Genomic DNA, 14,091 nt, shown 5'->3' on the forward strand with positions numbered 1-14,091 from the left:
TAATTTGTTAAGAACTGTTTAATATTGCTTATTTTGCGACTAAAATTACGTGCAGGACGCTCCTTACAAAATATATAACGCCTCTGCTGGGTCTGGGAAGACCTATACGCTTGCAAAAGAGTATTTAAAAATTATCCTTTCTTCAGATTTTAATAAGAACTATCGCAGTATACTGGCCATTACGTTTACCAACAAGGCGGTAAATGAAATGAAACAGCGAATTTTAGGAAGTCTGTTTGCCTTTGGTAAAATGTCCGATAGTAACGAAATTCCATCCATGCTGGCCGATATTTCCCAAGAGTTGGGAATAGATTACGGAACGCTGCGAACTAGGTCCAGAAAAGTCCTCAAGGAAATTCTGCATAATTATGCTTTTTTTGATGTCTCCACCATTGATAAATTTACCCATAGGCTTATAAGGACATTTGCCAAAGATCTAAAATTGCCCCAAAATTTTGAGGTGGTACTGGATACCAAATTATTGTTGGATGAAGCCATTGCCAAACTGATCAATAAGGCGGGTACCGATACACAATTGACCAAAGTGTTGGTAGATTTTGCTTTGGAAAAAATTGACGATGATAAGAGTTGGGATATAGCTTTGGACCTTCAAAAGATCGGGTTTTTATTGTTCAATGAAAATCAGGCTCCCCACCTTAAAAAGCTTGAAGAAAAGGACATCGATGATTTTTTGGATTTAAAAAAGGAATTGGTTCTTCAAATACAGTCCAACGAAACTAAGATTGTGGCTTGGGCAACGGAAATACTTGATATCATTGAAGGCAATGATTTGGAATTCAATAATTTCAAATCCAGCTATTTTCCAAAATTCATTGCCAAAATTGCTTCGGGAGATCTAAATATGGATTTTAATGCCGGTTGGAAACAAAATTTTGAATCCGAGCCCCTATACACCAAGACCTGTCCCCAAGCAATTAAAGATATTCTGGACGGCCTACATCCTAGGTTTATTGGTTTGTTCAATGAGATTAAGGAGCATTATAATGCGTTGTCCCTAGTTAAGAATGCGTACAACAATATTGTTCCCCTCACGGTCCTCAGTGCCATTCAACAGGAAATTAAAACCTTGGAACGGGAGCGCGATCTTCTGCCAATCTCCTCATTCAATAGTATTATTTCCAAAGAAATCAAAGATCAGCCAGCTCCTTTTATTTATGAACGTATTGGGGAAAAGTACCGCCATTATTTTGTGGATGAATTTCAGGACACTTCCGAAATGCAATGGAACAACCTAATACCTTTAATAGGCAACGCATTGGAGAGTCAGGACGATCTTGGAAAAATAGGTTCCTTGCTTTTGGTTGGCGATGCCAAACAGGCCATATATCGCTGGAGGGGAGGCAAGGCAGAACAATTCCTAAACCTTATCAATCTTAAGGAAAATCCGTTTGTTTTTCCTCCGTCTACGGCAAATCTTCCCGCAAATTACAGGAGTCATGAAGAGGTGATCAAATTTAACAACGATTTTTTTACGGTTACCAGTCCCTTTTTGGAGAATACAGTTTATAATAAATTGTTTGTAGAAGGTAATAATCAAAACTACAATAGTAAAAAAGGAGGTTTGGTACAGCTTTCCTTTATTGATGTTGATGAATCCCAGGAGGAAGATGGGGAATACTGTAATTTGGTGATGAAAACCTTGGAAGAGGTTTTGGAAAAGAACTATTCCCTAAAAGATGTTTGTATCCTTACACGAAAGAAGAAACATGGGATTTTGTTGGCAGATTTTCTTATGCAGAACAATATTCCCATTATTTCCTCTGAAACGTTGTTGTTAAATAGTAACCCGAAGGTAAGGTTCCTAGTTAATTTATTGCATTTTAGTCTTCAACCAAAGGAAATGGAAAGGTGTTATGAAATATTGAGCTTCCTTTCCGAGGAACTTGAAAACAGACATCAATTTATTAAGGCCAATATAAATAAGGTATCTCAACTGCTAATGGGTACCTACGGCTTTAATGTGGATATAATTGGACAATCCTCGGTTTATGATGGCGTGGAGTATGCTATAAAAAAATTCGGAATGGCAGACAGCTCGGATGCCTATATAACTTATTTCTTGGACGTTGTTTTGGAGGTTGAACAAAAAGAGGGAGCCAATACCCAAGCCTTTTTGGCATACTGGGATAAGAAAAAGGACAGTTTAAGCGTTACCGCCCCCGAAAATGTGGATGCCGTTCAAATAATGACCGTGCATAAGTCCAAGGGGTTGGAATTCCCTATTGTAATCTTTCCATTTGCCAACACCAATATATATGAAGAAAGGGATGCCAAACTATGGCTGCCGGTAAATCCTATTTCCTTTGCGGGCTTTGAGGAAATTTTGATCAACAAGAAACAGGAAGTTGTAGGTTATGGACCTCTTGCGGAAACCATTTATAATGAAGAACAGCATAAATTGGAATTGGATGCCTTTAACCTTTTATATGTAGCCTTGACCAGGGCGGTTAAGGGGCTCTATGTTATTTCCAAAAAAGATCTTACTCCCAAGGGCGAACATAAACCAAATTACTATTCTGGGTTATTTATTCATTATTTAAAGGAAAAAGGACTTTGGGAGGAGGCTAAAACCTGTTATCAGTTCGGAAATCTTCAAATACAGGATGAACCATCCCGCCCAGGGGATCATCAGGAAAAGATAGCCCATCTATACACATATAAAGAGCGACCTGAATTTAGAATTCTGACCAAAGCCGGTGCCCTATGGGACACGCAACGGGGAACAGCACTTAGCAAGGGAAATTTGCTACATCATGTAATGGGGTTGATAGAGACCAATGACGATATTGACGGTGCTTTGGATATGCTAATTAGAAACGGGGATCTTTCCCATGAGGATAGCCAAGGGATGCAGCAAAGAATAAAGGACATTGCCGACCATCCAAAGTTGTACGCCTACTTTTTAAAAGGAAACCTAATAAAGAATGAACAGGATATCCTTACCAAAAATGGTAAGGTGCTTCGCCCGGATAGATTGGTCATCAAGGATAAGAAAGTAACCATTATAGATTATAAGACGGGAAAAAGGAATCCGGCATACCATGAACAGATCTATTCCTATGCAGATGCTCTGGAAGCAATGGGATATGAAATTGAAAACAAGATCCTTATCTATATCAATGAGGATATTACGCTAGACTTTATTAGTAGTTGAAATTATGGTCATGGTCCGTGGATCGTAAAGGGGGGGAGCATATTGGCTTTTAAGGGCGCGAGTTGCGATGGAATTGATTGGGTTATTCTTAATTATTGGTCCATAATCCTGTTGTATAGGGTTATTTTAAGAAGTAAATACTCCAAATTGCTGCCCCTATAAGTTTTTATCTAATCGGATTATTCTTTCGGTGCTACTTTGTGGTTGAGCAAGAAGTTGCCTACAGGGGTCTTATGTATATTGCTTTTTTGGACTTGGGTTATACAATAACCGTATTTGCCAGGGTAGGGACGGCATAAAATATCGATTAAATGCGTCTTTTTTGGTATGAAATACGTTAAAAAAATTAAGAGAATGATTTTGTTAATAATTTTTAACAACTTACATTTGCAGCTAATAAACACTTAAACTTAAAAAATTGAACATGAAACATCTTAGCAAATTATTGGTTGTTGCCTTACTTATTGTAGGTTTTAACAACGTACAAGCGCAAGACGAGAATAACCCATGGCAAGTAAGTTTCGGAGCTAACGCAATTGACGTTTTCCCTACCGAAGATTATAGCAGCTTTGGGAATGAATTCTTTAACGCAACAGACCATTGGAACATACTTCCATCTATTTCCTATGTAGGAGTGTCAAAGTATGTAGGTAGTGGCTTTTCAATTGGAGCAAGAGGTTCTTTGAACCGTATTGATAAATTGGGAGATACAAGCGTTGACGATTTGTCTCACTATGCTGTTGATGGTACAATAAAATATAATTTCTTAAAAAGTACAGTAATCGATCCATTTATTGAAATAGGTGGTGGTTACACTTGGATTGACGAAGTTGGTGCTGGTACCGTAAATGGTGGTGTTGGACTTAACATTTGGTTCACTGAGAACATCGGTCTAACATTACAGTCTTCTTACAAGCATGCTTTCGAAGATTATTTAGCTAAGCATTTCCAACATATGGCTGGTATTGCTATCAAATTTGGTGGTACCGATACTGATGGTGACGGAGTATATGACAAAGATGATGCTTGTCCAGAAGTTGCTGGTCTTGAGATTTTCAACGGATGTCCAGATGCTGACGGTGATGGTATAGAGGATAGCAAAGATGCTTGTCCTAACGAGGCTGGTTCCAAGGAAATGAACGGATGTCCAGATGCTGATGGTGACGGTATTGCCGATAAAGATGATGCTTGTCCTAACGAAGCTGGTCTTGCTGCTTTAGCTGGTTGTCCAGATGCTGATGGTGACGGTGTTGCCGATAAAGATGATGCTTGTCCTAACGAAGCTGGTCCTGCCGCTAACAAAGGATGTCCTTACCAAGATAAAGACGGTGACGGTGTATTGGATAAAGATGATAAATGTCCAGATGTTGCCGGAACTGTAGCTAACCAAGGTTGTCCTGAAGTTACTGAAGAAGTTCAGAAGCAATTGAACGAATACGCTAGAACAATCTTGTTCGATACTGGTAAATCTTCTATCAAAGCAGAGTCTACTTCTGTAATGGTTGATATTATCACTATCCTTAAAGAGTATCCTACTGCTAAATTTACTGTAGAAGGTCATACTGATAGCGTAGGAAGTAACTCTTTGAACCAGAAGTTATCTGAGTCAAGAGCACTTTCAGTTAAATCTTTCTTAGTAGAAAAAGGTATTGAAGAGTTTAGATTATCTGCTGTAGGTTACGGTGAGGATAAGCCAATCGCTACAAACAATACTGCTGCTGGTAGAAAGCAAAACAGAAGAGTTGAAATTAACTTGGTAAAGTAATTTCCAAGTAGTTTTAAAACTATAAACAAGAGCCCCGCTATTTAGCGGGGCTTTTTTTGTTTTATAATCAACATGGATAAACTTCCAGAATACATTCCCTGAACAGAAATTATTTTATTTTTCATAATGGAACCAAGTGCGTGCTTTCGTTTTCTTTTTTATAATTAAATTACCCCATATTTACAGAAATTTAATTTCTAAAATGAATTTTGGAATGGAGGTTATAGTGCATGTTTTAAAGCAATTTTTAGGAAAGAAACTGGAAGGTATAGCCAAGGATAGTTCTGATCATTGCTGGAACCAAAACGTGATATGGGATTTGTACAAGGCTATGGCAAGGCAAGCTCTGACTTTTTAATATTATGATGATCTAACCAATGAAAAGTTTTCTCCAACAGGTAGCTGATGATTTATTAAAGACCTATGATTCCTTAGACGACCTAATTTTGATTTTGCCTAGCAAGCGTGCAGGGACTATTTTAAGGACAACCTTGGCAAATACGGCAGATAAAACCATTTTTTCTCCAAAAATATACAGTATTGAAGGCTTTGTGGAACAAATATCCAATCTGCGAACAGCTTCAAATATGGAGCAGCTTTTTACACTTTATAAGGCTTATTCGTCCATGGAATATGGAGAGAAGGATAACTTTTACACCTTCTCCAAATGGGGGCAGACCTTATTACAGGATTTTAATGAGATAGACAGATATTTAATAGATACCAAAGATATATTTTCTTATTTGGCCAATATCCAAGAAATAAATCATTGGGCCTTGCAGAAGGAAAAATCTGAAATAATAACCAATTACATTAAATTCTGGAATAATCTTGAGCCACTTTATGAGGCTTTCAACGATTTGCTAAAAGCCCAAAAATTAGGCCATCAGGGACTCATTTATCGTACGGCCTGTGAAGAGCTGAAGGAGTATTTAAGTAATAACAAAAACAATACACATATATTCCTTGGCTTTAATGCATTAAATACGGCGGAATCTTATATAATTCAGGAAATACTGGCCAAGACAAAGGCTGATATTTTCTGGGATGGGGACACTTATTTTGTAGAGGATCCCATACATGATGCTGGGTATTTTATTAGGCATCATTTAAATACCTGGCCCTGGCTAAAAGGGAAGGCCTTAAAGGGCGTGGAGAGCAACTATTTAAACCAAAAGAGGATTAAAATAATAGGGGTCCCTAAAAATGTTTCCCAGGCCAAGTATGTTGGAAACCTATTGTTACAACTAAAAAAAGAGGACAACAACATCCTTAAGAATACCGCTATAGTTCTTGGCGATGAAACCATGTTGAACCCACTTTTAAATTCTATCCCTTCTGAACTGGATACGGTGAACATCACCATGGGATATCCCTTAAAGAGTACCCCTTTGGCCAGCTTGTTTTCGCAATATCTGTCCATACATATTAAAAAGGATTCTCAAGGCTGGTATTTTCAGCAGGTGTTGGACTTTTTATCTCATCCTTACATTCAGATTTTGTGTACTGAAAACCAACAAAATAAGGCCAACCTGATAAGTGAGGCCATTAGAACAAAGAATTGGGCATTTATTACCTCTGATAATTTAAGGTCCTTGGGGGAAGAAAATGAAGATTTGCTAAGTCTACTTTTTTTTCGGGAGGAGGTCACCGGAAAGGGTTTTTTAGATAAATGCCATCAAATTATCCAAATTCTTAGGGACAGGTTTGCCCATGCCAAGGATTCACTTGGATTGGAGTACTTGTACAAGTTTTACTCCATGTTCAATCAGCTTCAGGATATGGTAGAACAATACTCATTTGTCAATGACCTAAAATCATTGGAAAGCCTTTATTTGGAAATTGTAAGGAACGAAACCCTGGATTTTCAGGGAGAACCCTTGGAAGGTTTGCAGATAATGGGAATGTTGGAAAGTAGGGTTCTCGATTTTGAAACTGTAATTCTAACTTCGGTTAACGAAGGTATACTCCCTTCGGGCAAGTCCAATAATTCCTTTATCCCCTTCGATCTTAAAAAATATTACAAACTTCCTACCTATAAGGAAAAGGATGCCGTATATACCTATCATTTTTATCGTTTATTGCAACGGGCGAAAAATATCTACCTGCTATATAATACGGAACCCGATGTTTTGGAGGGAGGGGAGAAAAGTAGGTTGCTTACCCAATTGCTAACCGATGAAAATAAATTGGCAGATATCACTGAGATCATCGCTGCACCAGAAATTACCCCTTCCATTAAGGTGTTACAGACCATAGCCAAGGATGAAAGCCTAATGGAAATGATCAGGGCCCATGCCGAAAAGGGGTTTTCCCCTACTTCCCTGAGTAACTATATAAGAAACCCTATAGATTTTTATAAGCGAAATCTACTTGGAATAGACGATATTCTGGAGGTGGAGGAAACCGTTGCCAACAATACCTTTGGAACAATTGTACACGATACCTTGGAGGACCTCTACAAGCCTTATTTAAACACCTTTTTGGAAGCATCCATGCTAAGGGAAATGAAAAAGAAAGTCAGGCCCCTGGTATTGGGCCACTTTGCAAAAAGCTTCGCAGATGGCGATATATCCAGGGGAAAAAACCTAATTGCCTACAATGTGGTAGTTAGGTATGTGGAAAATTTTCTAAAATTGGAATTGGCAGAGGTGGAACGGCATCAGATTAGGATATTGGGGGTAGAGGAAAAACTACGGATGGATATTAATGTTCCAGGCCTGGATTTTCCAGTAGCCCTAAAAGGAAAATTGGATCGGATTGATGAAAAGGATGGGGTTCTTAGAATTATCGACTATAAAACAGGAAATGTAACCAGTTCCCAAGTTGAAATTGTGGACTGGGAGGATGCCATTGCGGACTACAATTACAGCAAGGCCTTCCAACTGTTGTGTTATGCCATAATGTACAACAATAGTAAACCTATTGATAGTATTGAAGCAGGGATTATTTCTTTTAAAAATTTAAGCTCAGGTCTGCTCAAATTTGCCACAAAAGAGAAAAAGGGCAGTAGAAACAAGGATAATTCCATTACCCAAGATACTATTGCCCAATTTATGGAATCTCTTAAAACTCTAATATTTGAAATTGGTAATCCGGAGGTACCGTTTACCGAAAAAGAGGTATAGCCCTATTTCTTATCGGGTCGCGTAGGTCTTACTTCAATCTTACTGGGCAAGGTCCTTGGATTCATTTTCAAAAGGTCTAAAACCAGTTCACCGATATCCTCTGGTTGTATCTTCCAAGCATCCCCTTTGGAAGGTTCATGACCATTAAAATTAGTGGCCACCGAACCGGGCATTATGGTAGAAACTTTAATATCATAGGGTCTTAAATCCAACATAGCTGCTTGGGTAAAACCTACTACTCCAAATTTGGTGGCGTTATATCCCGCACCATTGGCAAAGAAGTTGGTCCCGGCCAAACTTGCCACCGTAATATAATATCCTTTAGATTTCTTCAGGGCTTCTACCGAAGCTTTTAGGGAGTGAAATACTCCGTTAAGGTTGGTATTTACCATCTCATGCCAAAGAGTGTCGGATATTTGATCTACGGGAGCGAAATGTCCAACTCCTGCATTGGCCACCATCACATCCAATTTTCCCCACTTATCCAAAATCTTTTTAACTGCCGCTTGTTCGTCCCCAAGTTTTGACACATCCGAGGAAACGGCAAGTACCTTGTCTTCAGGGCCAAGGTCTTTGGCGGCTTTTTCCGCATTCTCCAATAGCCTGCTACTAATGGCCACTTTCATTCCCGCTTTCAATAATATGGACGCTATCCCAAATCCTATCCCCTTGGAGCCCCCTGTAATATAGGCTACTTTATCCTTCAAATCATTCATATGTTTAGTTTTAGGTGAAATTATAATTATATGGGCAAAAAATGAAAAAGTAAGCGTTATTGTTTTCTTAAACTCGGAATAAAAAAGCCGAGGCAAGGCAATGCCGCTAGGGGAGTTTTTTTTATGCTGTAGAATCTTTTATGGAAGTTTCATTATGGGAAATCCTGAATGTTGGGAATCCCTATAAATTAATCTCGTTATAACTTAATAAGGGGATACCGATATGTTCCTCCATTTTTGCCACCAAGCTTATATGGAATATTTTCTGAAAAAAGCCTTTTTCCTCCCTCTCCAAGAGCACTATTAAGTCGGCCCCAATAGCATTGGCATGGGCTTTAAGTTTATCCTGGATCTTGTCAGAAAAAATTAAGGCGAAGTCTATGGCAGTATCGTCAACCTCTTGGCGAAGCATGTCCTTAAACCACTCCATCTGTTCTTTTCCTGCATATTCCTTTTCAGTGGATATATGTACTATCTGTATTTTCGCGCCAAGTGCCTTTGCCATTGGAACCAATTTCTTAAGCGCCAAAATATCCGCTTCCTCAAAATCTGTGGCATACAAAATGGTTTTTATAGACTTGGCCGCAACATTATTTGGGATAATTAGTAGGGGACAGGGAACCTTTTCCTGAAGGCCTTTTCCTATATTGCCCACAAATAGACCGCGATCTGTATGTTTGTCTTTTCTCCCTATGATTATCATATCGGTTCCAAAATCCCTGGATTTTTCCAATATAGCGTCGGAAACCGAATCGTTATGGACAACCTCGACCTTTAATTTTTTGCCATCTACGGCAACACCCAAATGTTTTTCACAATATTTGGTCAATATTTCGGTCTGCTCCTTAATTACATGGTATTCTATTTGCGCCGCTGGCCGGGAAACGGAAACCCTAATTTGTTCCATTTCATGAACATAGAGGACTATTAGCGAAGCCTTTAATTGGTGGCTTAATTGATATGCGTATTTCAAAGCCGGTGAGGAATGTTCAGTGCGATCGGAGGCGTAAAGTATTGTCTTCATGTTAACTTTATTTATAGGTTAAATCTAAAGGCATTTGCCGATAATAAATATGATATCGGTCATAAGCTAAAGTACTCTTGGTTATTGGGCATCTTGGATTGGCCTATTAATCATGAAAAAATGTCTTTTCGGAGCAACCTTATTAGATCTAAAGCCCTTATATGGTATAAATTATACGTTAACTGATCTGTATCATTTCAAAGGGGAATTTTCAGTTGTATTTTAGTATTCATTGGAAACTATAAACCTAAACTTCATGAAAGCTATAGCAAAAATTGGCAACCTAATCTCTAATAATGACAAGATGATGATTCTTCGGAACCTTAGGCGTATTATGGATATTAGGGTAATAGACCTTGAAGTTGACACTGGAAGGCTCATTTTCCATTACTATAGTCCAATAGCTTTGGAACAAGTAAAACAGGAACTTTGGAGGATTGGATATCCCATACGACATTTTAAATTTCTTTCTACATTAAGCCCCAATTTACAAGGTGATAGTACTACTGAGACCGCCTTTGCCTAATTCTTTCCTTATTAACCTTATATCTTCATAATTGTTTATGCTTCTATTTTGGTCCCTGCCATTCCTCTTGCCAGTTTTGCCGGCCAATGTCATTTTTATGTATTTCTTTCCCGTAAAATGGGAAAACAAGGAGTAGCTTCAAAAATCTATTTTGGGAATTCTTGTTGATCAAATGTTTTGTCACCTATTATTTTGATGATCGTTGTCATAAAATGGCATATGTAAGAAGTTTACTTTTGGTAAAATGGGGTCGTTTAGAAACACTTAATTTGAAAAATGCACTTTGAAAATTTTATTGATCACTCTTTATTAAAGCCAACGGCAACAGACAAGGATATTATACAACTTTGTACAGAGGCTTTGCATTATAATTTCTATGGGGTATGTATCCATGGATGTCATATAGCCCTTGCCAAGAATCTACTTAAGGATTCGAAGGTAAGGGTGGTCTCGGTGGTGGGGTTTCCATTAGGGGCCATGTCCACTAAGGCCAAGGTGAACGAAGCCATGGATTATATTGAGCTGGGGACCAATGAATTGGATATGGTATTAAATATTGGGTGGTTAAGATCTGGGAATTATTTAGCTGTCCAAGAAGAAATAAGGCAAGTAAAGGAAGTGGTAGGCAATAATGTGCTAAAGGTAATTTTGGAAACCTGTTATCTTACCGATACTGAAATAATTACCACAAGTAAAATAGCGGTAGGAGCCAAGGCCGATTTTGTAAAGACTTCAACTGGTTTTGGTTCCAGGGGGGCATCTTTTGAAGATGTGGTTTTGATGAAGAAGGCAGTAGGAAACAAGATTAAGATAAAGGCATCAGGAGGAATTAAGGATGCGGTGACCGCCAAAAATTATATTGATTTAGGGGTGGCTAGAATAGGTACATCTTCTGGAGTAGCCATAGTCACCAACCAAAACTGAAGGTGTTGGTCCAATAGTATTTGGGAACAGGAATTAGATATTATATTATATATGAGCACACATATTGAGGCCAAGCAAGGTGAAATTGCAGAAACCGTACTAATGCCAGGTGACCCCTTACGGGCCAAATGGATAGCGAACACCTTTCTAGAAAACCCCTTCTGCTATAACCAAGTTCGTGGTATGTTGGGTTATACCGGCACCTTTAAGGGCAAACGGATATCTGTTCAGGGAAGTGGTATGGGCATTCCTTCGGCGCTCATCTACTATCAAGAGCTAATAAATGATTATGGGGTGAAAAATCTAATTCGTGTTGGTACCGCCGGATCTTATCAAAAAGAGGTGAAAATACGCGATATTGTCTTGGCAATGGCGGCTTCCACCACCTCTGGGATCAATAATTCCAGATTTATCAATGCGGATTATGCGCCAACGGCCGATTTCGACCTGCTTCTTAAAGCTGCACTTTATGCCAAGGAAAAGGGAATTAACATTAAGGCAGGGAATGTACTTTCATCGGATGAATTTTATGAGGACGATCCAGATTTTTACAAATTGTGGGCGAAATTTGGGGTTCTTTGTGTAGAAATGGAGGCGGCCGGATTATATACCATAGCTGCCAAGTTTAATGTTAAGGCCCTTGCAATATTGACTATTTCGGATTCCTTGGTCACTGGCCAAAAATCCAATTCCATAGAAAGGGAAACTACTTTTCAGGACATGATAGATATAGCCTTAAATATTGCTTAAGGTGGGGTTAATGAAATTTTCTGATCCTCTTGCCCTATATTAAAACATTAGCTAAAACCGATACGAAAAGCACGGTGTTTTTGGACAAATTCAAATTAGTTTAATCCATGATTTTAGTACAAATGACCCAGGTCATTTTACAATTAAAAAGATAAGACCATTTTTGTATATATCCTAAAAACAAGAAATCATGGCACTTAATTTTAATCAGTATGCTACGGAGGGGCACACCTTCCTTAAGGATTACACTAAGCAAATGGATCTGGGGAACGATACCGACAAAGCGGGTCGTATTTTAACCTCAGTACTTCATGCATTGAGGGAAATCATTCCTGTGGAGGAATCCTTGCAATTTATTGCCCAGATGCCCATGTTTCTCAAGGCCGTTTATGTTAATGGTTGGACCGTAAAAAAGGAGAAGCCCAAAATTAAGCATATGGCCGAATTTTTGGATTTGGTTAGAAAATTCGATGGGCCTGCAGCTATAAACGATTTTGAATATAGTGACGAAGTAGCTGAAGAATATGTAAACACTACATTTATTTATTTAAGAAAATATGTTTCCCAAGGAGAAATGTCCGATATCAGGGATGCACTCCCAAAAAATCTAAAAGGGATGATCTTTAATAATTTAACATTCTAAATACCAAAACCATGACTTTATTTATAGCACTTTTAGTTTATGTCTTTGTTTATCTAATATCCTTCGTATTAAAAAAATATTCCAGAAGAGTATAATTTTTTTATGGGTGCCAATTGTTTATTATGGGTTTTGCAGAATCTACATCATTTCCATAACTTTTCACCCGAAATATATGTTTTAATGCTTCAACTTGACTTTGAATGAAATCAAAAACACAATTATTTATTGAACTATGGGAAGAGGCCAGGACCCGGTTTTCCAACCAATTGTCCAATATAACACAAGAGGATCTAAGCAAAAAATTATTACCGGCACCAAACAGTATTGGTTTTCTTATTAGGCATGTTGGTGACGTGGAATTGCTTTTTGCCAAGAACGTTTTTGGTGCACAGGATGTAAAAGTCATTGCAAAAACGGTTATTGCGCAGAAGGATACAGGGGAGTGGACCAATCTGACCGAATTATTGGAATATGTGGAATATTCTTTCCAAATGCTTGGATCGGTATTGGAAAAGCAACAAGATAAAGATTGGGAGGCTACAGTTACCACCAAGGAATTTGGCACAAAGACAAAGGCGGAGGCCTTTGGAAGAATCGTATCCCACACCGTACACCATTCGGGTCAAATGGCCATCATTAAAAAATATGGTTCTTAGTGCTTAATGGATTTTTTCTACCACCCTTTTTAGTTTCTCGCCCACTTCATCGGCAATATTCATTAAATCCAGGTTAATTACTGCCTGCATTGACGCCATGGGGTTTACTGCTGCAATTTCGACAAGCCCAGGTTCCTTTTCCATAACAATTACATTACAGGGCAACATGGTACCAATTTTATCTTCGGCCTGTAAGGCTTTATGGGCAAAGGGGGCGTTGCAGGCACCCAGAACGGTATAATTATAGAAATCTACATCTAATTTCTTCTTTAATGTAGCCTTCATATCAATTTCTGTTAGTACTCCAAAGCCCTCTTCCTGTAGGGCCAATTTTGTTTTTTCCACTGCTTTTTCAAAAGGGGTATTTCCAATGGTCTTGTTAAAATAGTATTCCATAATAAGATTATTAATGTGTTTTTAATATAGTACTTAATATACTAATTTTTTAATCCATTTAAATCGGTTCATAACCTAAAGAAGGTATGGTTGTCCTTCAAAAAAAAGGACCATATATAAAAAAAAGGATTGGGATATATAGATATCCCAATCCTTAATGTCCGGGCTTGGGCAGCACTTTTGCACTTATCCGAGTCCCAAGCAACAAGCTACAATTGTAACGGTCGTGCAAGGGGGTAGGGTAATAAGGCTCAAGAAGTTACTTGTGCACCGGTTTATGGTCGCTAAGGCATTACTGCTTAGAAACTTTATTTTTATTTCTTTCAAAGAACGATTACTTTTTTAATAATACTAATATATGGTTATCATATTGGATACGAAATGACAT

At 38.3% G+C, this 14,091-nt stretch carries 12 protein-coding genes; 9 read left to right on the forward strand and 3 right to left on the reverse strand.

Annotation, left to right across the window (positions count from 1 at the left end; all coding sequences use genetic code 11):
- The first annotated feature begins 49 nt into the window (after positions 1–49).
- From BUA60_RS03185 to BUA60_RS03195, 4 genes are all read left to right on the forward strand, one after another.
- On the forward strand, positions 50–3,175 hold the full coding sequence (locus tag BUA60_RS03185; protein WP_072860270.1) for a UvrD-helicase domain-containing protein: 3,126 nt from the start codon (positions 50–52) through the stop codon (positions 3,173–3,175).
- 424 nt (positions 3,176–3,599) lie between these two features.
- Positions 3,600–4,940: an OmpA family protein gene (locus BUA60_RS03190; protein ID WP_072860271.1), complete on the forward strand. Its 1,341-nt coding sequence runs from the start codon at positions 3,600–3,602 to the stop codon at positions 4,938–4,940.
- A gap of 214 nt (positions 4,941–5,154) precedes the next feature.
- Positions 5,155–5,298 carry a hypothetical protein gene (locus BUA60_RS22955; RefSeq protein ID WP_218587882.1) on the forward strand — a complete coding sequence of 48 codons (144 nt, stop codon included), beginning with the start codon at positions 5,155–5,157 and terminating at the stop codon, positions 5,296–5,298.
- A 19-nt stretch (positions 5,299–5,317) separates the two neighbouring features.
- Entirely contained in the window at positions 5,318–8,068 is a 2,751-nt protein-coding gene (locus tag BUA60_RS03195) for a PD-(D/E)XK nuclease family protein (RefSeq protein WP_072860272.1), read from the forward strand.
- 2 nt (positions 8,069–8,070) lie between these two features.
- On the opposite strand, the gene BUA60_RS03200 is transcribed toward BUA60_RS03195, so the two are convergent.
- Positions 8,071–8,784, reverse strand: coding sequence for an SDR family oxidoreductase (locus BUA60_RS03200; RefSeq protein WP_072860273.1), 714 nt, complete (start codon positions 8,782–8,784; stop codon positions 8,071–8,073).
- A 181-nt stretch (positions 8,785–8,965) separates the two neighbouring features.
- Positions 8,966–9,808, reverse strand: coding sequence for a universal stress protein (locus BUA60_RS03205; protein ID WP_072860274.1), 843 nt, complete (start codon positions 9,806–9,808; stop codon positions 8,966–8,968).
- 256 nt (positions 9,809–10,064) lie between these two features.
- On the opposite strand from BUA60_RS03205, the gene BUA60_RS03210 reads away from it, so the two are divergent.
- The 5 genes from BUA60_RS03210 (at position 10,065) to BUA60_RS03230 (ending at position 13,307) form a co-directional block, all read left to right on the forward strand.
- On the forward strand, positions 10,065–10,334 hold the full coding sequence (locus tag BUA60_RS03210; RefSeq protein ID WP_072860275.1) for a hypothetical protein: 270 nt from the start codon (positions 10,065–10,067) through the stop codon (positions 10,332–10,334).
- Positions 10,335–10,610: 276 nt separating this feature from the next.
- Positions 10,611–11,258 (forward strand): deoxyribose-phosphate aldolase, encoded by a 648-nt coding sequence (deoC, locus tag BUA60_RS03215; protein WP_072860276.1) that lies wholly within the window; start codon positions 10,611–10,613, stop codon positions 11,256–11,258.
- A gap of 51 nt (positions 11,259–11,309) precedes the next feature.
- Positions 11,310–12,008 (forward strand): purine-nucleoside phosphorylase, encoded by a 699-nt coding sequence (gene deoD, locus BUA60_RS03220; RefSeq protein WP_072860277.1) that lies wholly within the window; start codon positions 11,310–11,312, stop codon positions 12,006–12,008.
- 190 nt (positions 12,009–12,198) lie between these two features.
- Positions 12,199–12,651 carry a DUF2267 domain-containing protein gene (locus BUA60_RS03225; protein ID WP_072860278.1) on the forward strand — a complete coding sequence of 151 codons (453 nt, stop codon included), beginning with the start codon at positions 12,199–12,201 and terminating at the stop codon, positions 12,649–12,651.
- Between the two features lie 200 nt (positions 12,652–12,851).
- Positions 12,852–13,307, forward strand: a complete 456-nt coding sequence (locus BUA60_RS03230) for a DinB family protein (protein WP_072860279.1) — start codon at positions 12,852–12,854, stop codon at positions 13,305–13,307.
- Positions 13,308–13,310: 3 nt separating this feature from the next.
- On the opposite strand, the gene BUA60_RS03235 is transcribed toward BUA60_RS03230, so the two are convergent.
- A complete protein-coding gene (locus BUA60_RS03235; RefSeq protein ID WP_072860280.1) occupies positions 13,311–13,703 on the reverse strand; it encodes a DUF302 domain-containing protein in 393 nt (130 codons plus the stop codon).
- Positions 13,704–14,091: the final 388 nt, after the last annotated feature.

This window comes from Arenibacter palladensis, assembly GCF_900129275.1.
Lineage (GTDB): Bacteria > Bacteroidota > Bacteroidia > Flavobacteriales > Flavobacteriaceae > Arenibacter > Arenibacter palladensis.